This window comes from uncultured Bacillus sp. (assembly GCF_958411575.1).
Classification (GTDB): Bacteria; Bacillota; Bacilli; order Bacillales; family Bacillaceae; genus Bacillus; species Bacillus spizizenii.
Window position 1 is genome coordinate 123738 of sequence record NZ_CATYRA010000009.1, and the last position, 24992, is coordinate 148729.

General features: G+C 46.2%; 26 protein-coding genes and 1 riboswitch. Of the genes, 4 read left to right on the forward strand and 22 right to left on the reverse strand.

Annotated elements, in window-relative coordinates:
- Positions 1-22 precede the first annotated feature (22 nt).
- The 9 genes from Q5C82_RS15560 to Q5C82_RS15600 form a co-directional block, all read right to left on the reverse strand.
- Entirely contained in the window at positions 23-448 is a 426-nt protein-coding gene (locus Q5C82_RS15560; RefSeq protein ID WP_003218504.1) for an organic hydroperoxide resistance protein, read from the reverse strand.
- Positions 449-576: 128 nt separating this feature from the next.
- Positions 577-1824 carry a glutamate-5-semialdehyde dehydrogenase gene (proA, locus tag Q5C82_RS15565; RefSeq protein WP_003218503.1) on the reverse strand — a complete coding sequence of 416 codons (1248 nt, stop codon included), beginning with the start codon at positions 1822-1824 and terminating at the stop codon, positions 577-579.
- 11 nt (positions 1825-1835) lie between these two features.
- Complete coding sequence (proB, locus tag Q5C82_RS15570) at positions 1836-2933, reverse strand: glutamate 5-kinase (protein WP_003218502.1); 1098 nt, start codon at positions 2931-2933, stop codon at positions 1836-1838.
- A gap of 360 nt (positions 2934-3293) precedes the next feature.
- Positions 3294-4196: a formyltetrahydrofolate deformylase gene (gene purU, locus Q5C82_RS15575; protein ID WP_003218501.1), complete on the reverse strand. Its 903-nt coding sequence runs from the start codon at positions 4194-4196 to the stop codon at positions 3294-3296.
- Positions 4197-4266: 70 nt separating this feature from the next.
- Positions 4267-4584, reverse strand: a complete 318-nt coding sequence (gene ykkD / locus Q5C82_RS15580) for a multidrug efflux SMR transporter subunit YkkD (protein WP_003218500.1) — start codon at positions 4582-4584, stop codon at positions 4267-4269.
- Complete coding sequence (gene ykkC / locus Q5C82_RS15585) at positions 4584-4922, reverse strand: multidrug efflux SMR transporter subunit YkkC (RefSeq protein WP_003218499.1); 339 nt, start codon at positions 4920-4922, stop codon at positions 4584-4586. Before ykkC ends, ykkD begins: the two co-directional genes overlap by 1 nt.
- Before the next feature lie 77 nt (positions 4923-4999).
- Positions 5000-5111, reverse strand: a riboswitch (guanidine-I (ykkC/yxkD leader).
- 33 nt (positions 5112-5144) lie between these two features.
- Entirely contained in the window at positions 5145-5660 is a 516-nt protein-coding gene (locus Q5C82_RS15590; protein ID WP_003218498.1) for a GNAT family N-acetyltransferase, read from the reverse strand.
- Entirely contained in the window at positions 5650-6177 is a 528-nt protein-coding gene (locus Q5C82_RS15595) for a DinB family protein (protein WP_003218497.1), read from the reverse strand. The genes Q5C82_RS15590 and Q5C82_RS15595 overlap by 11 nt, the downstream gene beginning before the upstream one ends.
- Before the next feature lie 92 nt (positions 6178-6269).
- Positions 6270-7001 carry a DUF421 domain-containing protein gene (locus tag Q5C82_RS15600; RefSeq protein ID WP_003218496.1) on the reverse strand — a complete coding sequence of 244 codons (732 nt, stop codon included), beginning with the start codon at positions 6999-7001 and terminating at the stop codon, positions 6270-6272.
- Positions 7002-7154: 153 nt separating this feature from the next.
- Between Q5C82_RS15600 and Q5C82_RS15605 the strand changes: the two genes are divergently transcribed.
- A complete protein-coding gene (locus Q5C82_RS15605) occupies positions 7155-7385 on the forward strand; it encodes a hypothetical protein (RefSeq protein WP_003218495.1) in 231 nt (76 codons plus the stop codon).
- A gap of 72 nt (positions 7386-7457) precedes the next feature.
- Here Q5C82_RS15605 and hmpA read toward each other — a convergent pair whose 3' ends face one another.
- Both hmpA and Q5C82_RS15615 read right to left on the reverse strand, forming a co-directional pair.
- Positions 7458-8657, reverse strand: coding sequence for an NO-inducible flavohemoprotein (gene hmpA, locus Q5C82_RS15610; protein WP_003218494.1), 1200 nt, complete (start codon positions 8655-8657; stop codon positions 7458-7460).
- 237 nt (positions 8658-8894) lie between these two features.
- Positions 8895-9413: an acyl-CoA thioesterase gene (locus Q5C82_RS15615; protein ID WP_014476577.1), complete on the reverse strand. Its 519-nt coding sequence runs from the start codon at positions 9411-9413 to the stop codon at positions 8895-8897.
- A gap of 159 nt (positions 9414-9572) precedes the next feature.
- Between Q5C82_RS15615 and Q5C82_RS15620 the strand changes: the two genes are divergently transcribed.
- Positions 9573-10433 (forward strand): dimethylarginine dimethylaminohydrolase family protein, encoded by an 861-nt coding sequence (locus Q5C82_RS15620; protein ID WP_003218490.1) that lies wholly within the window; start codon positions 9573-9575, stop codon positions 10431-10433.
- A gap of 87 nt (positions 10434-10520) precedes the next feature.
- Positions 10521-11567, forward strand: coding sequence for a 6-phosphogluconolactonase (pgl, locus tag Q5C82_RS15625; RefSeq protein ID WP_003218488.1), 1047 nt, complete (start codon positions 10521-10523; stop codon positions 11565-11567).
- A 39-nt stretch (positions 11568-11606) separates the two neighbouring features.
- Here the strand turns inward: pgl and Q5C82_RS15630 are convergent, their stop codons facing one another.
- The 10 genes from Q5C82_RS15630 to proG all read right to left on the reverse strand — a co-directional run bounded on the left by Q5C82_RS15630 (position 11607) and on the right by proG (position 21985).
- The gene (locus tag Q5C82_RS15630) at positions 11607-12596 is read right to left on the reverse strand and encodes an ABC transporter ATP-binding protein (RefSeq protein WP_003218487.1); all 990 of its coding nucleotides are present in this window, start codon (positions 12594-12596) and stop codon (positions 11607-11609) included.
- A gap of 12 nt (positions 12597-12608) precedes the next feature.
- Positions 12609-13499, reverse strand: a complete 891-nt coding sequence (locus tag Q5C82_RS15635; protein ID WP_003218486.1) for a C40 family peptidase — start codon at positions 13497-13499, stop codon at positions 12609-12611.
- Complete coding sequence (ykfB, locus tag Q5C82_RS15640; protein WP_003218485.1) at positions 13496-14596, reverse strand: L-Ala-D/L-Glu epimerase; 1101 nt, start codon at positions 14594-14596, stop codon at positions 13496-13498. Before ykfB ends, Q5C82_RS15635 begins: the two co-directional genes overlap by 4 nt.
- The gene (locus Q5C82_RS15645) at positions 14593-15552 is read right to left on the reverse strand and encodes an LD-carboxypeptidase (protein WP_003218484.1); all 960 of its coding nucleotides are present in this window, start codon (positions 15550-15552) and stop codon (positions 14593-14595) included. Before Q5C82_RS15645 ends, ykfB begins: the two co-directional genes overlap by 4 nt.
- 87 nt (positions 15553-15639) lie before the next feature.
- Positions 15640-17289 carry a dipeptide ABC transporter substrate-binding protein DppE gene (dppE, locus tag Q5C82_RS15650; protein WP_079996581.1) on the reverse strand — a complete coding sequence of 550 codons (1650 nt, stop codon included), beginning with the start codon at positions 17287-17289 and terminating at the stop codon, positions 15640-15642.
- Between the two features lie 2 nt (positions 17290-17291).
- Positions 17292-18299 carry a dipeptide ABC transporter ATP-binding subunit DppD gene (gene dppD / locus Q5C82_RS15655; protein WP_003218482.1) on the reverse strand — a complete coding sequence of 336 codons (1008 nt, stop codon included), beginning with the start codon at positions 18297-18299 and terminating at the stop codon, positions 17292-17294.
- 4 nt (positions 18300-18303) lie between these two features.
- Positions 18304-19266, reverse strand: coding sequence for a dipeptide ABC transporter permease DppC (gene dppC, locus Q5C82_RS15660; protein WP_003218481.1), 963 nt, complete (start codon positions 19264-19266; stop codon positions 18304-18306).
- Positions 19267-19271: 5 nt separating this feature from the next.
- The gene (gene dppB / locus Q5C82_RS15665) at positions 19272-20198 is read right to left on the reverse strand and encodes a dipeptide ABC transporter permease DppB (protein WP_003218480.1); all 927 of its coding nucleotides are present in this window, start codon (positions 20196-20198) and stop codon (positions 19272-19274) included.
- A gap of 15 nt (positions 20199-20213) precedes the next feature.
- Positions 20214-21038, reverse strand: coding sequence for a D-aminopeptidase DppA (gene dppA / locus Q5C82_RS15670; RefSeq protein WP_003218479.1), 825 nt, complete (start codon positions 21036-21038; stop codon positions 20214-20216).
- A gap of 128 nt (positions 21039-21166) precedes the next feature.
- Positions 21167-21985 (reverse strand): pyrroline-5-carboxylate reductase ProG, encoded by an 819-nt coding sequence (proG, locus tag Q5C82_RS15675; protein WP_003218477.1) that lies wholly within the window; start codon positions 21983-21985, stop codon positions 21167-21169.
- Positions 21986-22157: 172 nt separating this feature from the next.
- Between proG and htrA the strand changes: the two genes are divergently transcribed.
- Positions 22158-23516 (forward strand): serine protease HtrA, encoded by a 1359-nt coding sequence (htrA, locus tag Q5C82_RS15680; protein WP_003218476.1) that lies wholly within the window; start codon positions 22158-22160, stop codon positions 23514-23516.
- Positions 23517-24011: 495 nt separating this feature from the next.
- On the opposite strand, the gene Q5C82_RS15685 is transcribed toward htrA, so the two are convergent.
- A complete protein-coding gene (locus tag Q5C82_RS15685; RefSeq protein ID WP_003218475.1) occupies positions 24012-24983 on the reverse strand; it encodes a glycosyltransferase family 2 protein in 972 nt (323 codons plus the stop codon).
- Positions 24984-24992 lie beyond the last annotated feature (9 nt).

The window sequence follows — 24992 nt, forward strand, 5'->3', positions numbered from 1 at the left end:
TACGAGTATCCTCTTTTTTCTTTTATTCAGCTACTTCAAGCGTAACATCGATATTTCCGGAGGTTGCTTTTGAATACGGGCAGACGCCGTGCGCTTTTTGCACAAGTGCCTGTAATTCTGATGCACTGACTCCTTTTCCTTTCACCTGCAGCGTTACACCCAGTTTGTAGCCTTGATCTGCTTCATCCTTTAACAGGCTGACATGCGCTGTAACCTCTGTCTCCACTTTCACTCGTTCTGTTCTTGCTACAAGCTGAAGTGCGCTGTCAAAGCAAGCTGCGTAACCTGCCGCAAACAGCTGCTCCGGATTTGTCGCTTTTTCTAATTTCTTTGCTCTCGGTGTCCCCGGCATTGCGACATCGAGCTCAAGAACGTGGTCTGATGAAATCACCTTTCCTTCTCTTCCTCCTACCGCTGAAACAGTCGCTGTAAATAATGGCTGACTCATTTTTGTATCCCCCTAATTATATTTTATACAATTAAATTGTACACAATATAATTTACAGTGTCAATTTTTTAACGCGCAAAAAAGCTTATCCCGTTACGAGATAAGCTTTTTCATCGAACATTGCCCCGCTATTCGCGGATTTGCCCTGTTCCTTTAATAATGTATTTTGTAGAAGTCAGTGCTGGAAGTCCCATCGGCCCTCTTGCATGAAGCTTTTGCGTGCTGATGCCGATTTCGGCTCCGTAGCCGAATTCAAATCCGTCGGTAAAACGGGTTGACGCATTATGATAGACAGCGGCAGCATCGACAGCCGTTTGAAAATAAGCCGCGTGCTTGTCATCTTCAGTTAAAATTGCTTCAGAATGATTGGTGCCGTATTGCTGGATATGCTTCACAGCTTCTTGGATGTTCTCAACCGTCTTTACGCTAATGACAGGCGCTAAAAATTCAGTTTCCCAATCTTCTTCTGACGCTTGTTTGCTTGAAGGATGAAGTTCACATACAAATTCATCACCGCGAATTTCAACTCCTACGCTTTCCAGCTGAGCCAGTAATTCTTTCCCGTGTTGCTTCGCCCATGCTTTGTGGATCAGCAGTGATTCAATCGCGTTGCATACGGAAGGGCGCTGCGTTTTGGCATTTACGACAACCTTTTCTGCCATTTGGTGTTTGGCTGTTTCGTCAATGAAAATGTGGCAGTTTCCTGCTCCGGTTTCTAATACAGGGACTGTCGATTCTCTGACAACGAGATCGATCAATTTCTTGCCTCCGCGCGGAATCAATACGTCTAAGCCATCATTTAACGTAAAGAGCTCTTTTGCTGTCTCTCTGCTCGTATCCTCAATCAGCTGCACAGCGTTGATCGGAAGCGCTGATTGCTCGAGTGCTCTGTGAATAACATTGACGAGTGCTTTATTGCTGTGAATGGCTGAGGAGCTCCCCCGCAGGACAACCGCGTTCCCTGTCTTCAGGCAGAGGGTAGCCGCATCAACTGTGACGTTTGGCCTCGCTTCATAAATCATTCCAACGACACCGAGCGGCACACGGATTTTTTCAATAAACAGGCCGTTTTCCTTTTCAATCGTTTCAAGAGATTCGCCGACCGGGTCCGCCAAGTCGATTAAGAGCTCTACCGCGTCCGCAATGTCACGAATGCGTTTCTCATCCAGCTTGAGACGGTCAATGACATCCGGTGTTAAACCATTTTCTTTTCCGTTCTCAATGTCTTTTGCATTCTCCGACAAGAGAAAGTCCAGTTCGTTGCGGAGTCCGTTTGCAATGAGACTGAGCGCCTCATCCTTCTCGACCGTTGTTTTCATGATCATTTCGGCTGCTGCTTCTTTCGCCAGCTTCGCTTTTACAGAAACTTCACTCATTTTCCTGCCTCCTAGTCTTTTAAATTGACCCAGTCATTCCTATGAATAACCTCAAACGTTCTCTCAAAATCAAGTTCATTACTTCGTTTGCCTTTGGCCTCCATAATCTCCTCGGAGGAGTAATGAGTTTGGCCTTTGCCGATCACGCCGCCCGGTCCTCTGACTTCCACAACCGCCCCTTTCGGAAAGCTTCCATTTACGCCTACTACGCCAGCCGGCAGCAGGCTGCTTCCGTTATGGATCATCGCCTCCTCGGCACCCGCATCAATGAGGATCTCTCCTGCTATCGGCGAGTGGAACTGAATCCACTGTCTCGTGTTGTTAACCGAGGATAATTCTTTGTCTCCGATATAAGTGCCGTCTCCCCTGCCGTCTAAAATATCCGCAAGCTTTTGCTCTCCGCTGCCTGTTCCGATAAACACTTTCACTCCAAGAGACAGCGCAGTTTGTGCAGCTAACAGCTTTGATTTCATACCGCCGGTGCCGACCTTTGATCCGGCTGAGCCCGCATATCCCAGTAATTCAGGCGTGATCTCCGGCAGATAATCAAATCGTTTCGCCTCAGGATTTTCATTCGGATTGGCATCATACAGCCCGTTAATGTCAGTGAGAATCATGAGCTGGTCCGCATGAATCAATCCGCTGACTAACGCAGAAAGCATGTCATTATCCCCGAATGTCAATTCTTCAACAGATGTAGAGTCATTTTCATTGATAATCGGAATGACGCCGCGCTCCAGTAATTCCATTATCGTTGCATATGCGTTTCGGTACCGTTCTCTTTTCGAAAAATCATTTCTCGTTAAAAGGATTTGTCCCGGAGTCAGAGAGTATTGTTTGAATTGATTCATATATTGCTGCATTAACAGTGTTTGTCCGACCGCGGCCGCCGCCTGCTTTCCTTTAATGGTAACGGGTCGGGACGGATAACCGAGGCTGGAAAACCCCGCCGCTACGGCACCCGAGGTAATCAGAATCATTTCATGTCCCGCTTTCTTCAACAGTGAAATGGCTTGAACATGCTCTCTGATTTTTGCCTCATCAATGCTTCCGTTGCTATTCGTGAGCGAACTGCTTCCTATTTTCACTACTATTCTTTGTTTTTTCATTTATTCTCCTCCGCGGCTTTTTGCCAGCCAACTTACAATAAAAAAACCCATTTCATCCTGATTCATAAGGACGAAATGGGTTTCCGTGGTACCACCTTGATTGAACGCGCTTATGCACGCTCCGCTTTCCTGTAACGCCAGGTTACGCGCCTAGGTTTTCCCCCTAAGACTCCAAGGCAGGTTCGGCAGGTTTCATGCGGCAAAATGTTTCAGCGGTTCATTTTGCTCTCTGTCACAGAAAGGTCTGCTTACTAATCCTCTTCAACGCTCAATGATTTTTTTATATTATGCAAAGAAAAAGGACACTTGTCAAGGTTTTTTGTCACCAAAAAGAGCCCGCATGGCGCGGGCATCTTCAGTCTAGTTAAAGACGATTGTTTTATTTTCGTGAACGATGACGCGGTCTTCCAAATGCCATTTTACAGCACGGGCAAGCACGCTGCGTTCAATTGTTCTTCCAATGTTTTTTAGCGCTTCCGTATTGTCACGGTGGTCCACGCGCTCAATATCCTGTTCAATGATCGGCCCTTCATCAAGATCGTTTGTGACATAGTGAGATGTCGCTCCGATCAGTTTCACGCCGCGCTCGTAAGCCCGTTTGTATGGATTCGCACCGATAAAAGCAGGCAGGAACGAGTGGTGAATATTAATGATGCGATTCGGATGAGCCGAAACAAAGTCAGGGGTTAAGATCTGCATATAGCGTGCAAGCACGATCGTATCAATCTCATATTGCTCAAGCAGTTCAAGCTGCTTCTTTTCGACTTCCGCTCTGATGTCTTTGTTTGCTTTCATATAATGGAATGGAATGTTCAGCCGTTCAACCAGTTCTCTCGCTTCCTCATGGTTGCTGATGACAACAGCGATTTCCGCCATAAGGTTGCCGGTTTGCCATTCCCAAATCAGCTCATGCAGGCAGTGAAGCTCCTTTGAGACAAAAATGGCGACGCGCTTCAGCTCGCTTGCCAATGTTAAACTCCATGTCATGTCGAATGTTTCCGCAACAGACGCAAACGCATCCTGCAGTGTTTCTTTTTTCTCACGAATGCCCTCGCAGTCAAATTCAATTCTCAGGAAGAATCGGCCGCCTTCAGGGTCTGTCGTATATTGATTAGATTCTATAATATTGGCGCCGTGTTCAAACAAAAACGCGGAAACTGCAGAGACGATCCCCGGCTGATCGGGACAGCTGACCAAAAGACGCCCTTTATCCTCATTTCCGTCACGGTATTCGTTCAACCGCTGTGTCATATATGATTTCATGAATAATCCCTCTTATCTTTCTAAGTCTAAACTATTTATCCATTATACTGAAGATTTGATAAAAATCAATTTATGACAGAATTTTTAAACCAACCGCTGAACATAAAATCAAAGCGATAAAAAAGATCCGTTTGGCGTCTTTCGGCTCCTTGTAAAAGAGGATGCCGACAAGTGCTCCGCCGGCGGTGCCAATACCTGTCCAGACAGCGTAAGCCGTGCCCATTGGAATGGTTTCCATAGCATACGACAGCAAGGAAAATGAAGCAGCAAAACCAACAATGATCAACAGCACCCATTTCACGCTTTTTTCCTTCGCATATTGATTCATAAGGGCCACGCCGGCCATCTCCAAACAGCCCGCGCACAATAAACTGATCCAGTGCAGCATTATGCCTCGCCTCCTCTTTCCTCTGTCTCATCCTGTGTCACAAGCTTCAACCCGATTACACCGACTAAGAGCACGCCGATTAGCAAAAGCTTCGGCCATCCAACCGGCTCATGAAACAGAATGATTTCACTCAGCACTGTTCCTGCCGTGCCGAGTCCGGTAAAGACGGCATACACGGTTCCGACAGGCAGACTGTTTGTCGCCTTCATTAAAAGATAAAAGCTGACTATGATGCCGACGGCAGTGCCGCTCCATGTTAAAGCTGAGTCAGCATGCTTTAAGCCTACCACCCAAACAACCTCAAAAACGGCGGCAAGCACGACTAATCCCCATTTCATTTCAAGTCATTCCTTTCTTTCCAGTAAGATTCTCCGAAAACAAAAAAACCCCGGACAGTCGTCTCTCATGAGATTGACTCTCCCGGGCTTTTTTCCCTCCGTGTGCATACACGCCTCTATTTACGCGTATGTGTTTTCTCTCGGACCAGGCCATGTTCATTGACACGCGGAACCCTAGAAAACTTTACCTGACATCATGATACTATAACTTGACTCTTTCTTTCAATTGTAAGATTTTCTTTCATATACTGCGATTGGTTTATTCCATTTTCTAATCGTTCTATCATAAATCATGCCGATTTTCTCCGCTACTCGTATGGACGCTTTGTTATTAGGGTCAATCAAAGCCGCAATTGTGCCGAACTGCCGATCGTTGAAACCGTAGTCTAGGCAGGCTTGAGCCGCTTCTTGCGCATAGCCGTTCCCCCAGTGGCGGAAGGCAAACATATAGCCGATTTCCATTACTGTTTGATTTTCGACCTGCTGAGGAACGATGCCGCATTGCCCTAAAAAGTCCCCTGTCCGCTTATCTTCGGCGATCCACAGACTGACGCCGTACCCTTTTTCATTTCTTTTGTTCCAACTGATCCACTCGCGGGTTTGCCTCTTATCTTTTAAACCGGAATAATATTTCATGACGTCAGGATCGTTAAAAAGTTCAAACAAATAGGCTTGATCCCGATCTTCCATACAGCGCAAACGAATTCGATCGGTCACAAGCTTCGTTTTAGCGCTCATATTTCGCCACATCCTGCTTCCATTCTTTTTTGAGGGCCTCAATATGTGCTTGATGATAGCGGTTATGATCCGCCATATGCCAAATGCCCCACCGTATGGTCGCGGTGTCACTATCGTAAGAAAGCGGCTGATGCAAATCATTTTCAGTTAAGGTGTAACATACCGATTTCAGCTCGTTTACCACATGCCGATGTCTTTTCAAGAGTTTATCTAATCCGGGCTGATTCTCCGGTTCAGGCAGCCGTCCGCTTTCATCTGCCATCAGGCCGTATACTTCTTCAATATGATCTGGTATCCGGTTTTCCTTGATACGCCAGACCCATCTGATATCTACATTTGTGATATGGTGCAAAAGCTGAGCTGTGCTGTTTTTTGTTTGGCAGCGCCCCTTATAGTAAAGTTCATTGTGTGTCATGTGACTTACGATAAAAGCCAGACGGAGACTGTTTTCTTCCACTGCTGAATACAACAGACTGACCGTTGGTGCCATATCGTTTCTAATGAATAAGTCCTTCATGTTCAATTCCCCTCCTAACTAGGTACATTTGACACCAAACAAAAATTCCCTTTAAAAAAGAAAAAAGCTCTCGTTAAAAATAGAGAGCAATCTTAATTGTTATTTCCCGGTTTATATAAATAAGGATCATGCTGCGGTTCGTTTGAGGTATTCAAATCAAGCGATATATCACCGCGGGCATTCATCGTGCCAAGCGTGATCAAGGAGAGCCGTTTTGGGCTGTATCCTTTTTCCTCAAGCTTCTCAAACAGCCAGGTTCGGTTTTTTTGGAGGTATTTCAAATTATGATCAAGGATTTCGCCGTCCAGTATGAGAGGTATCGGGATAAAATTCCGTTCAGCTTCCATATTCAAATCCCGCACCTGCACCGCTCTCGCTTCCTCTTTTGGGATAACGCTTACTTCCCCCGTTTCTTCAATGATGGCAAGATCAATGTCAGCCGGATCGGCATAGCCCTTTTCCCTTAGTTTTCCGAGCAGTTCATTAACCGTCAGCCTTTCTTTACGCAGTCCGCATTCATCAATGTCCCCGTTTCGGATTAAGACAGTCGGGCTTACGACCAGTAACCAACGCCATTTATTAGAAAGAGAGAGCTTGCTCATCAGCAGATAAAGCACCAAAAAAGAGCCTGCGTAATAAATTGACATCGGCAGCCTGGATGTAAGAATCGGCTCACTGATGATTGTGCCGATTGCGAAGGTCAAAAGCAGATCAAAATTGTTCATTTGTGACACGGCTTTTTTACCGGCAAGCCGAAACAGAATATACGCAATCGTAAATACGATAACTGGCTTCAGTAAAAATGCCCATACCATCCATAACACTGATCTTTACCTCCATCCGCTGGTCATATTTTGAGCCTATTGTTCCCTGAGGCAGGTCCTCTATACATCATCCTTTTTTCGATTCTAAATAGGCGAACGTGCAGATAGGCAGCACATAACATAATAGAAAATGAAATCGATTGGAGGCGCAATATGAAACATCAGAAAACGAGTGCCCATTGGCCCTATGATCTGTCATCAGCTCCTCATCCCGCTAGCTATAAGCAACAGCAGTCTCTCGACAGACTAGCCGGTTTAGAGCTGAAAATGGAGCAACTAATCAGAGCGATTGAGGTAAACAATGAATTGCTGAGAACGATGCAAGAACAGCAAAACCGTGTATGCACAAGCGGCGGAGGCGGGTCAGTGATTGTCCGGATGTAGAAGAAGGCGTTGTCCGCCTTCTTCTCTTTCAATAAAATACTCTTCTCTGAAAGAAGAGTTTCATACATGTGATCAAACGGACTGTGCCATGCTTAATTGCGGGCCGAACAGCTCGTAATGGATAGACTCTGGCGCTGATCCGAGTTCTGATACAAGTTTATGCATTGCCGTAATAAATGACGATGAACCGCAAATATAATAATCTGCATCTGTATTGGCAATCAGTTCTTTGAGAAACTGCTGATCAATCTGTCCTTCATGAAATTGAAGATCACCTGCACGGTCTTCCTCTGTTGGCTCACGGTACACAAATGCTGTCTTGACAGAAGAATGGTTTGCCGCTTCTTCTACCTCATGACGCAATGCGTGATACTCACTGTTTTTCGCGGCATGAATGAATAGAATCTGCCGTTTAGGCTGCTTGGAAACAGACGTTTTCAGCATGCTGATCATTGGTGTAATACCAACTCCGGCACTGATCAGAACGAGATCTTTTTGTGATGAAGCATCTAAAACAAAGTCCCCTGCCGGTGCGCTGATCTCTACTGAATCTCCCTCCTGCAGTCCATCGTGTAAATAGGAAGAAACGACACCGTCTTTCTTCACTGAAATTCGATAATAGTCTTTTCCCGGCATATCAGACAGGCTGTACTGGCGGATTTGCGTATATTCAGAATCAGGAATCTGCACTTTAATGCTGATATACTGCCCTGCTTGAAAATCAGGTAACGGCTTGCCGTCTTCCGGCTTCAGATAGAAGGATGTAATTTCTGCGCTCTCCCGCTCTTTTTTCGCGATGACGAACGGCTTATATTCTTTCCAGCCGCCTGCTTGCTCTTCCGCCTGTTCATACATTTCTTTTTCAATTCCGATAAACGCGTCAGCTATGACTCCGTACGCTTTCTCCCATGCCTGCATAATGTCAGGGGTTGCAGCATCTCCCAATACATCTTTAATGGCAATCAGCAAATATTTCCCAACGATCGGGTAATGTTCAGCCTTAATTCCGATACTGCGGTGCTTATGGCCGATCTGTTTGACGACCGGAATGATAGTTCCGAGCTGGTCTATATTTGCCGCAGCTGCAATAACGGCATTTGCAAGGGCAGCGCGCTGAGTTTTCTTCTTTTGGTTTGTTTGATTAAAAATGTTCAAAAGCTCTGGATGGTCTTGAAACATCAGATCGTAAAAACGGCCAGTGATGGTTTCTCCATGCTGTTGTAATACGGGTACAGTGCTTTTAATGATTTCGATTGTTTTATTATCTAACATGTATAAACAATCCTTTCAAAAAGATGTATTTAAAATATATCTTTAAAATACATGATCTCACGATTAAAAGATATATCTAAAATGAATCTTTTATAAAGTTGTCACAAAATTATCAATTTAACGTGACATTTGTTGCTTTTTTATAGAATTCCCTAGCAAAAACGGACTAACCATTGTAATAATCACCATTGAAAAGCACAAAAAAACCCAAAACAATATATGTTTTGGGTTTAACGTTCACCAAGGTTTATCAGTTCCGAGCGCATTTGCAAGCGCTTGGCTGTGTTTCTTGCGGTTCTTTCGTTCATTAGCGCGCTGTACTGCTGTATTATGAAGCATGATTTCTTCTTCTGTTTCCGGTACAACTCTCGGTACAGGCACCGGCTTGCCATTTGAATCTAATGCGACAAATGTCAAAAAGGATGTGGCAGCGAGTTCCCGTTCGCCAGTCATCAAATGCTCCTTAATGACTTTCACAAATACTTCCATGGAAGACGTGCCGACCCATGTCACATAGGACTCCAGACAGACAGAATCTTTTTGCCCGATCGGCTTTAGAAAATCTACAGAGTCCATTGAAGCTGTTACTGTATCACGTCTGCAATGGCGCGCCGCCGAAATAGAGGCAATATCGTCGATGTAGCTCATTAATTTTCCGCCAAACAGCGTATTATGGTTGTTCGTATCAAGCGGGAACACCCTGCTGGTTTTTACAACCTTTGACTCTTTACAAAATCTTGTTTCCGGTGTTTCCATACCTTTCTCCCCTTTGATGTCTGATCTTTTAGCTAAATGCACTTATATTCTCCTATTAAACAATATTCTCTGCCATTTGTCTAAAATTTAAAATGGTTTAATGATTTTCATGATGAGGGAATAATAAATGTATTCTTCACACTTTAGGAGGAAAAACAAATGGACGTATCCATCCCAAAATTTCAGCACAAAATGGTATGCCGAACGGAATACGGCACACTTCAGAAAGTTGTTTTATGCAGTCCCGAGCACATGACCATAAAAGATGTCATAAACGAAACACAAAAACATTTTGAAGATGACAATATTCATGTAAAAACCGCCAACGATCAGCACAACCGCTTCGTTGAAGCACTTAGGTCACATAATGTTGAGGTCATCCTTTTACCCGTTCGCGACGGGCTCCCAGAACAGGTTTTCACTAGGGATATAGGGTTTGTCATCGGAGAAAAAGCCTTCCTCTCAAGCATGACTGAACCGATTCGCCAAGGGGAAGAAGCCATCATAAAAGATTTTTTTCACAGGCAAGGCATTTCTTACACCCGTATGCTTAATACAAGCATTGAAGGCGGTGACGTCATTATTGATGAAGATATCGTCTACGTCGGTATCAGCCAGCGCACCGACATGTCAGCCATCGGCCAGCTAAAAGAGGAGCTACCTGAACATACAGTCGTTCCAGTGCAGCTGCATGAAAAATTTTTGCATTTGGACTGCGTATTTAACATCGTATCTGAAAACGAAGCGTTAATTTATCCTAATGCCCTTGAGCCAGAGGCTGTTCATATGCTTGCAAAACGTTACAATCTCATTGAAGTGCCCGAGGACGAACAATTTACGCTTGGCACCAATGTCCTTTCAATCGGGAGAAAAACGATTATCAGCCTCCCTTGCAACCGCCATGTCAATCAACAGCTATCGATAAGAGGCTATCATATCATCGAAATTGATCTGTCAGAAATTATTAAATCAGGCGGCTCCTTCAGATGCTGTACGATGCCGCTAATTCGCGGTGAGTGAAGAAATTCCCCTTTTTCATGTTTTGAACAGCTTATTTTATCAAGATACGTTAATATAGAGATGACATCATTTTAAGGGGGAAATCGCATGACAAAGTACATAGGATATGTCGGAACATATACAAAAGGCGGAAGCGAAGGGATTTATTCATTTGAGCTTGATACTGAGAAAAAAACACTCAGCGAGCCAAAGCTTGCCGCTAAGCTGGGCAACCCGACATATGTAACGCCGAATAAAGACAACACCATTCTTTATTCAATTGAAAAAGCAGACGGCCAAGGCGGAGTTGCTGCCTATCAAGTCAATAAAAACAGCGGTGAATTAACATTTCTGAATCATCAGTTAATTGATGGGCCATCGCCATGCCACGTTAGCGTCGATGATCAAAATCAGTTCGTACTGACTGCCAATTATCACAGCGGGAAGGTACACGCTTTTCCGGTTCAGGAAGACGGAAGCTTGCAATCACCTGCTACAGAAGCCGCTCACACAGGAAAAGGACCGCACGAAAGACAAGAAAAACCGCATACACACTATGCCGGGTTCACACCTGAACACAATTATGTGGTAGCGGTTGATTTAGGTACAGATAAGCTGTACACCTATAAGCTGAAAGACGGCGTATTGGCTGAATCCGGAAGCCATTCCTTCGCTCCCGGCGCAGGACCTCGCCATATCGCTTTTCACCCGAAAGAAAAATACGCTTATGTGATGACAGAATTAAGCAATGAAGTGATTGCGCTTGAATATAATCCGACAGCCGGCGAATTTAGAGAAATCCAAGTCGTCTCTGCCATCCCTGATGATTTTACAGATAACAGCCAGGGAAGCGCCATTCATGTCACACAGGACGGCCGTTTTGTTTACGTCGCAAACCGCGGCCATGACAGTATCGCTGTATTTGAAGTGAATCAATATTCAGGCGAGCTGGCTTTCGTGGAAAGAGTTTCGACAGAAGGAAACTGGCCTCGGGATTTTGTATTTGATCCAACGGAAGGATTCCTTGTCGCTTCAAATGAAGAAACAGGCAACCTTGTCCTGTTTGAAAGAGACAAAGAAACCGGCCGATTGACTGTGCTTCCATCAACTGTCTCTGTCCCTTACCCCGTTTGCGTGAAATTTTTACATCAATGATAAAAGCAAAGACTGGCTCCGGAGCCAGTCTTTTTTTGATTATCTCACCTTTTCTGTCGTCTCAGCATTTCGATACAAATGGCAGGCGACAAATCTGCCGGCTTCAATTTCCTGAAGGTGGGGACGGGATTCCCCGCATTCAGGCATCGCCTCCGGACAGCGGGTCCGAAACACGCAGCCGCTCGGCGGATTGACCGGGCTCGGCAGCTCCCCTTTTAAGAGGATGCGCTCACGCTTGTCCTCCAATTCAGGGTCAGGAATCGGAATCGAGGACAAAAGCGCCTTTGTATAGGGATGCAGCGGTTCGCGATACAAGGTGCCGCTCTCTGTAATTTCCATCATGTGCCCTAAGTACATAACACCGATCCTGTCACTGATATGCTTCACCATCGAAAGGTCATGGGCAATAAATAAAAACGTGAGCCCTTTCTCTTTTTGAAGCCGCTTCAGCAGGTTGACCACCTGCGCTTGAACCGAGACATCAAGTGCAGAAATCGGTTCGTCTGCCACGATAAATTCAGGATTGAGCGACAGTGCTCTGGCAATCCCGATTCTTTGTCTCTGCCCGCCGCTGAATTCATGGGGATAACGGCTGCCAAAATCAGGGTGAAGCCCTACTGCCTCAAGCAGCTCGTCCACGACGAGAAGCCGCGCTTTGTGGGTATTGTAAAGGTTGTGAATTTCCATCGGCTCCAAAATGATTTCTCGAACGGTCATGCGCGGGTTCAGCGAAGCATAAGGATCCTGAAAAATCATTTGCAGCTTGCGGTTAAAGGCAAACTGCTCTTTCTCACTAAGTGCGTGAAGGTTGGTGCCGCGGTATTTCACACTTCCTTCTGTTGGCTGATAAAGGCGCATCAGCACTCTCCCCAAGGTTGATTTCCCGCACCCTGATTCACCGACTAGCCCAAACGTTTCTCCTTCATGAATGTGAAAGGTGACCCCGTCGACGGCTTTGACTGTCCGCTTTTTTCCTGCGTCAAAATGCATTTTCAGCTGGCTGACCTCTAACAAAGGCAGTGGCGTCATTTGTCTACCTCCTTATTCTAAAACACAGCGGCGTACCGCACATCGTTCTTTTTCATAGATTGTCTCTTTTAATGTAAGAATTTCGATTGATTTTCCCGTCTTTGGAGAATGAAGCATTTTCCCGCCGCCGACGGACAGACCGACGTGGTGAATCGCTCCTTTTCCTTCCTCATAAGCAAAAAACAGCAGGTCACCGGCTTTCATATCATCAAGCGGGATTTCCTCCCCCGCCTTTGCCTGATCTCCTGCATCACGGGGGATGCTGTATCCATTGGCCTTAAATATACTGTACATAAACCCGGAACAATCAAATCCAAACCCGCTGATCCCTCCCCACAGGTAGGGAAGCCCGAGAAAAAACGCCCCCGTTTGAATGATGTCTTCAGCAGTCCCTTTCTGTTCGCGGACAGGCACTGCATCAGTTTTCTTCACAAACCTTTCCCCCAAAACGGTCGAAACTTTAAAATACCCGTTTTCTTCTGCAAGAAGGGGGAGAACCGTCAAAAAGCTCAGTTCGATCTCCTTTTCTCCATTGCTTTTGTACAAAAAGGCAGCAGGTTTGCTGATCATGACATCCTTTTGCGTATGGATGGGACTTGTTTTTTTCAGCTGGTTCTTTTTCATCCAGCCCGGATATCCGCGTGAATCTTTTCGGGATGGCTGGCTCGGCACGATTACAGAAACCCATTCACCCTGTTCCGCCGTCACCAGTACCTTTTCGCCAAAGAGAACCTGAGTTTGGATCACATTGTCTGTACATAATCCAAGCCGCTCATCATACGTCATGCGCTCCAGCCAGTCTCTGATCAATACGGTAGGACGAAGCATCGCTTGATCAGATGGACGAGGTGAATCAGGCGCTGTCCAGATGTTGGCCACTGCTGATATGACAGTGTGCATCATTGCTCTATTTCCCCTTTCAATAGCGCAGCTCCAGTGATTCCGAGACCTGGTCTGTCAGGCATCGCAATCGTGCTGCCTCTGTATGTTATGCCACCTTTGATGACATCTGTTTTCAGCATCAGCGGCGCATCAAAATCAAAGCGTGTGATATTTCTTTTGCTTGCCGCAAAATGCGCCGCGGCCGTAATGCCCAGCTTCGTTTCGATCATGCTGCCGACCATGCACTCTACCCCGCACGCCTCAGCCATGGCATTGATTTTCTCTGCTCCGCTAATGCCGCCTGCTTTCATCAATTTAATATTGATCAAGTCAGCGCTCCGGGTTTGAAGAATTTCGAACGCCTGCCGCGGCGTAAAAACACTTTCATCAGCCATAATCGGTGTGTCTGTCGCATCTGTCACCTTTTTAAGCCCAGCGAGATCATCTTTATGGACAGGCTGCTCGACAAGTTCAATGCCAAGACCGGCATCCTCCATTTTCCGAATAGCAGTTACCGCTTCCTTCGGCGTCCACCCCTGATTGGCGTCTAATCGAAGTTTCACGGCTGACCCGACACGTTTTCTGATTTCTTGGATACGCGTGATATCTGTTGCGATATCATCTTTCCCGACCTTTATTTTCAGCGCCTGAAAGCCTTGATTGAGATAATTCTCGGCATCCGTTGCCATCTCTTCAGGTGAGTTGACACTGACGGTATAATCTGTTTCCAGCGTATCTTGGTATCCGCCGAGCATTTGATAAAGCGGCAGTCCGCACATCTGCGCCCAACCGTCGTATACCGCCATTTCCAAAGCCGCTTTAGCGCTCTGGTTTCCTGTAAGAAGATGCTGTATGTCGTGCAGAATAGCTTCACAGCCGGACAGGCTTTTTCCAAGCAGTGCCGGCTTCAAGACATTGTGAATTGCACTTTCAATACTATCCATGCTGTCTCCTGTAATCACTATCGTCGGAGGCGCTTCTCCCCATCCGATTGCGCCGTTGTCATAAGTGATCCTTACGATGACCGATTCAGCCGTATGCACAGTGCGAAGCGCGGTTTTAAACGGCTTTGTCAGCGGTACGGCGATTCGGTTTGTTTCTATTCGCATGATTTTCATGTCTTCAGCGCCCCTTTTGAAACGCCCGCCCCGATGACGACTGTTTTATGTGCTGTATTCATAGCAGCTTGCGCACCGATCGGTACGGCGAAACTCGGTGAGCAGTGGCCGATTTTAAATCCTCTCAGAGCAGGCTTGCCCGCCGATAGAATATAGTCATCAAGCACCTGCTCAAGCGACAGAGATTTCTCCCTCTTCACCGGGACACAGTTGTGAAAATCACAAACAAGAATTCCGGCTGCATCCGTCAGCTTTCCTGCCATTTTCAGCTGATTCAGCATCCGGTCGATTTGATATGGCTCCTCGTCAATATCTTCAATAAACAGAAGCTTCCCTCTCGTATCAATTTCAAACGGCGTGCCCAGCGTAGACGTCAGTAAAGAGAGATTTCCTCCGACAAGCTCGCCTTCCGCTTTTCCGGGAACAAGCACGGTCAGCGGAGAAAGCTCTTCTGTATAGGTAAATTCCGTCTCTTGGAAGAGCTGCTCATACGACGCTTTTGTCAGCGGGTGAACGTCGTCGAGACCAATATCTGAGCTGAGCATCGGGCCATGGAAGGTGACAAGACCTGTGTTTTGATGGATGGCAGTATGTAAAAACGTAATATCGCTGTATCCCCAAAAGATTTTAGGATGTTTGCGGATTAAGCTGAAATCAATGCCGGCGGCGATACGTCCTGTCCCAAAACCCCCGCATGCGCACAGCACTGCTTTTACCTCCTCGTCTCTGAACATCTCATGAAGATCAGCCAGCCGCTCATCATCTTGTCCCGCTAAGTAGCCGTGCTGGTTTTTCAGTGCCTTGCCCAATTTCACCTGAAGTCCGAGCTCTTTTAAAAATAAAAGCGCGGTGTCAAGCTTTTTTGGATCCGGCGGGCTTGCAGGCGCGATCACTCCGACTGTATCACCCTTTTTCAGCGCTTTCGGCTTGTGATTCAACTGAATCACTCCTTTCATTTGCTCTGCACCCTACGTATACGTGCAAGAAAGAGAAAAAATACCGCTCCTTCGCATAAGAGAGCAGTATTTCCTCAATCGCCGGCGTCAGTTTTTATCTGCCCATTTTAAATCGATATAGCCGACAGGATGCCGGACGATTCCCTTCACATTTTCGTTTTGCAGGTTGACCTGGTTATAGAAATAAACCGGAATAATCGGCGCTTCATTGACCAGCAGCTTTTCTGCTTGATGCATTAGGGAGAAACGCGTTTTTTCATCAGCTTCATGTTTCGCCCGCTTGATCAGCTGATCGTATTCTTTATTGGCCCAGCCTGTGCGGTTCATCGAATTTCCTGTTTGGAAGGCTTCCAGAAAACTGATAGGGTCTGCGTAGTCAGGCAAAAAGGAGCTTTGAGAGAATTGGAATTTCAGCGCTTTTTGATCCTCTAAAAATACGTTCCATTCCATATTGGCCAGCTTCACATCGACACCTAGAGTATTTTTCAATTTTTGCTGGATCGCCTCGGCAATCTTTTTATGCTCCGGCTTTGTGCTGTAAGTAAGAGTAATCGCAGGAAGCTTATCATAGTTTTCTTCCTTCATGCCCTTTTCCAGCAGCTGCTTCGCTTTGCTTTCATTTGTCGTGACCAGGTCTCCGCCCGCTTCACGGAAATCCTTGCCATCAGGCTGCGTAAATCCAGGCGATACAAAGGCGTGCGCAGGTTTTTCGTTATTTTTCGTGACGTATTTTACAATTTCCTCCTGATCGACAGCCATCGCAAAGGCTTTTCTGATGTTTTCATTTTGGAATGGCTCCATGTTCACATTAAATCGGTAGAAATAGAGGCCCGCCTGGTCAACAATACTGACATTGTCCTGATCCAGCAGCTGATCGCTTAATTCAGCAGGGACATAAGCGGTATCCAGTTCACCAGACTGAAACATCTGATAATCTGTATTTCTGTCACTGACCATCGCCCATTTCACCTTATCAAGCTTCACGGTATCTTTATCCCAATACATGTCGCTTTTTTCCATTGTGATGCTGTCATCATGCTTCCATTCCGTCAGCTTAAACGGACCGTTCCCGACAAATGTATCTGCCTCAGCAAACCACTTTGGATTTTCTTTATCGACCTTTTCGTTTACTGGAAAATACGCCGGATTGGACACGACGCTGAGAAAGTATTTTTGCGGTGCTTCAAGGGTTACTTCAAGGGTTCGGTCATCCTTTGCCGTCACCTTCACATCGTCTTTTTTCCCTTTCCCGCTGTTATACGCTTCGCCGCCTTCAATAAAATAGCCGAGAAACGCAGATGAAGCGCCTTTTTTCGGATCAAGCATCCGTTTCCACGCGTATTCAAAATCTCCGGCCGTTACCGGATCTCCGTTTGTCCATTTCGCATTTTCCCGAATCGTAAATGTGTAGGTTTTTTTATCGTTTGAAACAGACCACTTTTCCGCCATTGCCGGTTCAGGCTCATTCTCTTTGCCAAGACGTGTCAGCCCCTCCATGATGTTATTTAACGGCTGCCACGACACATTATTAAAACCGATCGGCGGATCGAACGAAGTCGGTTCATTTTCGTTATTTAAATACAGCACCTTTTCCCCGCTTGTTTTTGCCTTATCATGACCGCTTTCCTTTCCGGCCTGTTCGTTCGCTGTACATCCCATCAGCGCAAACGAAAGTCCTAATGCAAAGCCCATTCCCCATAGCTTTTTCACTCGTTTCATCCTCTTCCCCCTTTTCATGATCAATCCTTTGCACCTCCAGACAGCATCGCATGTTCAGCCCGTTGATCCTGCAGCCAGCAGTTGACGGTGTGCGTGTCAGATCTGATGGTCTGGCCCGGGTATACCCTGTCACACACGATCATCCTGTTCGGACAGCGGGCGGCAAACGGGCAGCCTGGCGGAGGTGAAAATAAATCCGGCGGCGTTCCGTCAATCGGAATCAGCTCTGCGCCCTCCATATCCAACCGCGGGACAGAATTCAGCAGCCCTTTCGTATAAGGGTGCTGCGGCTGATAAAAAATATCTTTTCTCGTGCCGATCTCCGCCATTTTACCGGCATACATAACTGCAACTCTGTCAGCAACCTGAGCAACGACCCCTAAATCGTGTGTAATCAGAATGACAGACACATTCGTTTTTCTTTGAATCTCTTTAAACAGCTCCAAAATCTGTGCCTGAATGGTCACATCAAGAGCGGTGGTCGGTTCGTCTGCGATTAATATATCAGGCTCGCAAATCAGCGCCATCGCAATGACAATCCGCTGTCTCATGCCGCCGCTGAATTGGTGGGGATACTGTTTGAGACGCTCTTCGGGATCTGGAATGCCGACCAATGACAGCATGGAAAGCACTTCTTCCCTCGCCGCCTTCTTGCTCATGTTTTTATGGCGCAGGAGTGCTTCCCCCAGCTGATCTCCGACAGTCAGCGTCGGGTTTAACGCTGTCATCGGGTCTTGAAAAATCATAGATATGTCGGCTCCCCTTATGCTTCTCATTTCTTTGTCAGAGAGACGGCAAAGGTCTTTGTTTTTAAATAGGATGCTGCCGTCCGTCACTTTCGCCGAGTAGGGCGGAAGCAGACCCATGATGCTTTGGGAGGTAACGCTTTTGCCGCAGCCGGATTCGCCGACGATTGCAAAGGTTTCACCTTGATACAAATCAAAGCTAACCCCTCTGACCGCCTGAACCGTACCGCCGTAAGTCGTAAAAGAAACGTGCAGATTTTGGACTGACAGAACTTTTTCCATACAGCTACCTCCTCAGCTTAGGGTCGAGCGCATCCTGTAATCCGTCTCCAAGCACATTAAACGCATACATCGTTAAGGAGATGAAAAAGGCCGGAAAAAACAAGCGCCACCAATGCCCAGACAAAATCGTAGGCAGACCGTCATTCGCCATCACACCCCAGCTAGCAAACGGAGCCTGTATGCCGAGGCCGAGAAAGCTTAAAAATGATTCTGCGAATATAGCGGCAGGTACGGTTAATGTCATTTGTACGATGATCGCTCCCATTGTATTCGGCAGCAGATTCTTCCGGATGATGCGAAATGTTTTCGCACCAAAGGTTTTCGATGCGAGTACGTATTCATAATTTTTAATCTGAAGCACCTGTCCTCTTACAATTCTCGCCATGCCGACCCATCCGGTCACAGTCAGCGCCACAATAATGGTGCCCAGTCCCGGCCCCATCAGCACCATCAGCAAAATGACAACAAGGAGATACGGCAAGCCATACAGCACTTCGATAATCCGCATCATGATGCTGTCAGTCCTGCCGCCTTTATAGCCGGCAACACCCCCGTAGATAACTCCGATCATAAAATCAATCAGCGCTGCCATGACTCCGACAAATAACGAAATCCTCGCTCCGTACCATGTTCGGGTAAACACATCCCGGCCGAGCTCATCGGTGCCGAACCAATGATCGGCTGAGGGCGGGAGATTTTGTTCGGTCAGCGATTGGCGCGCGACACTATGGGGTGATAAAAGGGGCCCGATTACTGCCATGACAAATAGAAATAAAAGAATAAAGAGTCCCGCCATCGCTAATTTATTTTTCTTCAGCCTCCTCCAAGCATCCTGCGTGTATGACAAACTCGGCCGCTTGACCGAATCGGCTTCTCGATTTTTTTCGTGATTCGAGACAAACCACTCATCCGGCACCTGAATGTGCTGCTTTGGCTGGCGTTCATTTGTTTGTACAGGGAGATTCACACGCTTCACCCTTTCTTATGCAGTTTAATGCGCGGGTCCAGCAGACCGTAGGCCAAATCGACCAAAAACAGCATGATGATCAGAATGACGCTGTAAAAAACGGTCGTTCCCATAATCACGGGATAGTCCCGCTGATTAATACTTTCAACAAAATATTTTCCCATTCCCGGAATGGCAAAGATTTTTTCAATGACAAAGCTTCCTGTTAAGATGCTGGCGACGAGTGTGCCCAGGACGGTAATGACGGGCATGAGTGCATTTCTGAGTGCGTGTTTTACGATAATTTTGAACGGAGAAAGTCCTTTTGCCTTTGCTGTGCGGATATAATCCTGTGTCAGGACTTCGACCATGCTTGACCGTGTCAGCCTGGCAATGATCGCCATTGGCCCTACAGCAAGCGCTGCGGTCGGAAGCACCATATGAATCGGGCTCGTCCATGTGGCAGCGGGAAATAGTTTGAGATTGACAGCAAATTGCTGAATAAGCAATGTTGCCAGAATAAAATTCGGGATGGAGATGCCGAGTACCGCGAGACTCATCGCGGCGTAATCCAAAAAGCCATTGCGGCGGAGCGCAGCGATTACGCCCAGCACCAGTCCAGAGATCACGGCAATGACAATGGCTGTCATTCCAAGCTCAAAGGAAACGGGAAAACCGCGTTCCAGCATATCATTTACGCTGTCTGACGGTTTTTTAATTGAAGGTCCGAAATCGAATGTAATGATGGATTTTAGGTAGATGATGTATTGGAAAATGAGAGGATCGTCTAAGTGATAGTAGGCTTCGAGATTTTTTTGAACGGCTTCATTTGTGCCTCTCTCCTCGTTAAAAGGAGATCCGGGAATGACCTTCATGAGAACAAAAGTCAAAGTGGTAATCACCAAAATCGTAGCTACCATTGCCCAAAAACGCTTCATCATGTATCGCGCCAAAGCCTCAACACCCCTTTAGCAGAATGATGTCCGCATCGCAAGCTCAGTCATGACAAGCATCGCCTGATAGGCTTCAAGCATGTCCTTCGCCTGAAATTGAACGGTTGTGGTTCCCGGCTTTATTTCAGTTCCCGGCATCAGATTCGCCCATTCTGCCTGGCCGTAATTGGCGAACTCAATGCTCAGAACCGGTCTGTCAGGCGGTGTGAGCGGTTTGACTTTGTCCTTGTTTTGCAGGGCAAAGGCGGTTTTTTCTGTCAGCAGCCGGCCGGCTTTCGCGGGGGACAAACACTTCACTGCGGATCTTGAAATGGTTTGTTTAACAGCGGCTGTCGTAACATTCGGAATGAGCTCTTCCGCTTCCTTCGCCGCACGGTCGTCTCCGGCTACCATAATGACCGGGACATCATAATAACCGGCAACGTATGCATTTAACCCGAGCTCACCGACGGGCCGATCGTTTATGTAAAAATGACGGACGCCGAAAATCATGCTGTGTGACATCACGCCGGGTGTTGAAGCTCTCGCATGATACCCGAGAAACAAAGCGCCTGTAAACGTATCATCCAGCCCCTCTACCATTGAAAATGGTTTGACGTCACCGGATATCAAGTCTGCTTCAGGGTGAAGCCTTTCAACCATCAGATTATTCATCTTCGAATGGCTGTCATTGACAAGCACCTCGGTACACCCGCTGTTAAACGCTTCGGCAATACAGTAGTTTGCTTCTTCAGTCATGATGAGACGCCCGCGTTCATAATTGCGCTTGCCGGAATCCACAAAGGTATCGTCCGGAAGACCCGAAATACCTTCCATATCTACTGACATGTACAGTTTCATAACGCTCCTCCTTTTTTACTAAATTATGAATATTCTAACAAATTATATTAAAAAAAGAGGAAAAATGCAATATAACTGAGGAAAATCACAACGATTTAATGATAAAAAAAGAATCCTCTTTCAAGGATTCATGTCTGTTTCTCCACCTGTTCTGTAAGCAGCTTATATTTTTTCAAGGTTCTTTCAAACACCTCATCAAAAACGTCCGGCACAGAAGCGTGTATCACTTCAGCTCCCTCTCCTGTAATTCCGCCTTTCGTTGCGACACGTTCCAGCGTTTCCCCGAAGGACATCTTCTTTTCGATCAGCAGCTTGCCAGTTCCGTATAGTGAATGAATCAGAAAATCAAAGGCTTCTTCTTTGGACAGGCTGCTGTTTCTGACTGCAGACAGCGCCAGTTCTTCGAAGACTGCTGCTATGAACCCTGGTGCCGAGCTCGTCAAATTGCTGGCGGCATCCAAATTCGATTCTTTGATTTCTCGTACACGGCTAAAAATCGATAACAGTTCATTCAGGCGTTCTTTTTTATCCGCTGTCAGTGCTTCACTGTGAACGACAAGCGAGATGCCTGCTCCTGCTTCAGATGTAATCGCAGGAATGAAACGTGATATACTGGCTTCCGTTTCAGCCTCCAAAAGACGCAACGGCACACCGGCGGCAATGGAAACGATATGCGTATTTCTGTTCACATACGGGTGCAGACGGCGCAGCGTTTCAATAACATTTAGCGGCGGGACACATATAAAAATCAAACGGCACGTTTCCGCCCAGTTCTCGAGCGGATCAGCCGATACATGTGGATAATCTGACTTCAGCGCCTGCAGCCGCCCCCCCTTCGTTCTTGTTTCAATAAAGAGCTCGTGCTCCTTGATTTTTTCATGCTTCAACAGCTGCCTGGCGATCATATCGGCCATGCTGCCATATCCAATCAATCCAATCTGTTCCATCGACTCAGTCCTTTCATATACAATATGAAGTGTACCGTTTTCCGCACTTTTTCACAATTTCCCATAATCTTTTCATTTTTATCCCACAGTTTTTGTTTATGATAAACTCAAGTCATAAACCTATCATAATCAAAATAGAAATCAGTGAAAATAGAGAAACGGAGTGAACATGATGGATAACTATCGTGACGAAAACAGAACGGAAGGCAATGAGAGTGAGGTCTTGCTAGCAAAAGAGAACGATCAGAGCACCTCCTACTCAGCCCGTAATGTCATTCATGATCAGGAGAAGAAAAAACGTGGGTTCGGATGGTTCAGACCGCTGCTAGGCGGAGTAATCGGCGGCAGTATCGCCCTTGGCATTTACACGTTTACACCGCTTGGCGACCATGATGCTCAGGACACTTCAAAACAATCATCCAGCCAGCAGCAAACACAATCGGTTACAGCTAAAAGCACGTCCTCTGAATCTAGCAAAAGCTCGTCAAGCTCAAGCAGCTCATCTGCATTCAAGAGCGAGGATGCTTCTAAAATCTCAGATATGGTGGAAGACATTTCACCGGCGATTGTCGGCATTACAAATCTTCAGGCTCAGTCAAACAGCTCTTTGTTCGGCTCTAGTTCATCTGGTTCCAGCGAAGATACAGAAAGCGGTTCAGGATCTGGTGTCATTTTCAAAAAAGAGAACGGCAAGGCTTATATTATTACGAATAACCACGTCGTAGAAGGGGCATCTTCCCTGAAGGTCTCTTTATATGACGGCACTGAGGTGACAGCAAAGCTGGTAGGGAGTGACTCATTAACAGATTTAGCGGTCCTCCAAATCAGTGATGACCACGTAACAAAAGTGGCAAGCTTCGGTGATTCATCTGATCTCAGAACAGGCGAGACCGTCATTGCGATTGGAGATCCGCTCGGAAAAGACTTGTCCCGCACAGTAACACAAGGAATTGTAAGCGGTGTGGACAGAACGGTATCAATGTCAACATCAGCCGGTCAAACAAGCATTAATGTGATTCAAACTGACGCGGCGATTAACCCAGGTAACAGCGGCGGTCCATTATTAAATACTTCCGGCAAAATTGTCGGCATTAACAGCATGAAAATCAGTGAAGATGATGTAGAAGGCATCGGGTTTTCAATTCCAAGCAATGACGTAAAACCGATTGCAGAAGAATTGCTCTCTAAAGGACAAATTGAACGTCCGTATATCGGTGTCAGCATGCTTGATTTAGAACAAGTGCCGCAAAACTACCAAGAAGGCACACTCGGCCTGTTCGGCAATCAGCTAAATAAGGGCGTATACATCCGTGAGGTCGCTTCAGGCTCTCCTGCTGAAAAGGCTGGATTGAAAGCGGAGGATATTATCATCAGCCTGAAGGGCAAAGAAATCGATACAGGCAGTGAATTGCGCAATATCTTATATAAGGACGCAAACATCGGTGACACAGTTGAAGTGAAAATTCTCAGAAACGGCAAAGAAATGACGAAAAAAATCAAACTCGACCAAAAAGAAGAAACAACTTCGTAAGACATAACGCCTCAGGCCGCAAAAGCGGTCTGAGGCTTTTTATTGAACAAAAGACCTATCTCCCTTTGAAACTTTCTAACGAGATAATCTGTATATCATTCAGACTGACATCATTCTCATAAGATGCTTGTTTGAGAAAGAGGTATGAACATGAAAACCGTGGGATTGAGCATGATCTGGTCAGGATTAGCTTTTCTGTGCTAAGCTTTCTCCTATCTGAATCGACATTGGCATAGGGAATTACACTGGATGCCAGTATTCTATTAAACATAACTGGTACGGCTCTAATCATGCGTTTTTTAAAAGCCCCTCAATATAACAGCTGACATGCAGCAGCCGAAGACGAAATCTTTAAGCTTTGTGCTTTTATTTCAGCATGACTGAACCGCAGTGTAAGTTCACAATCCCTTAGTCCCATAAAACGATCAACATCTGTTGCTTTGATCTTCGCACAGAACAAAAAACCCCTGTCCGTCACAGACAGGGGTTTCAGGTTTATGACATATGCTGGTCCCTATAGAGTCTTTTATTGTCAATTCCATACGATTTCTGAACGATGTAAAGCGGCCTGTCTTTGGCTTCATCATAGATTCTGCCGATATATTCGCCGATCATCCCCAGAATCAAAAGGACGATGCCGCTGAACAGGAGTTGGATCACAATAAGTGATGACCAGCCGGTAATCGTGCTGTCTGTGAATAGCTTCAGATACAGCACGATAAACATATACAGAAATCCCGCACCTGACATTAACATCCCCGCATAGCTCGCCAGTTTCAGCGGTTTGTGAGAAAATGTCGTGATGCCGTCCATTGAAAGCTTCAGCATTTTCTTGAGCGGGTACTTTGTTTCTCCGGCAAGCCTTTCATCGCGTACATACTCGACCGCTGTCTGTTTGAAGCCCACCCAGCTGACGAGCCCTCTGACAAAAGGATTTTTTTCTTTTAATCTCTTCATTTCGTCACAGACTTTTCTGTCCATGAGCCGGAAATCCCCTGTATCAATCGGGATATCAATATCCGTCATGCTGCTTAGAAGCCGGTAAAACAAAGCCGCAGTTTGTTTTTTGAAAAAGGTTTCCCCTTTTCGTTTTGTCCGCACGGCGTACACGACCTCATAGCCTTCCCTCCACTTTTCAATCATATCTAAAATCAGTTCAGGAGGGTCCTGCAAATCGGCGTCAATGACGACGATTGCATTTCCCTGTGCATAATCCATACCCGCTGTAATGGCGATCTGGTGCCCAAAGTTCCTTGAAAAATCAATGATTTTCACTCTCGGATCGAGCAGGCTGTGTTCTCTTAAAATCTCAATGCTGTGATCTTTGCTTCCATCGTTGACAAAAAGCAGCTCGTAGTTTTCCTTCGTTTGATCCATGACCTCTTTTAAGCGCTGATAGGTTTCATGAATGACAAGCTCTTCGTTATACACGGGTACAACCACTGAATATTGAATATGTCTGGTCATGTTTTTTCC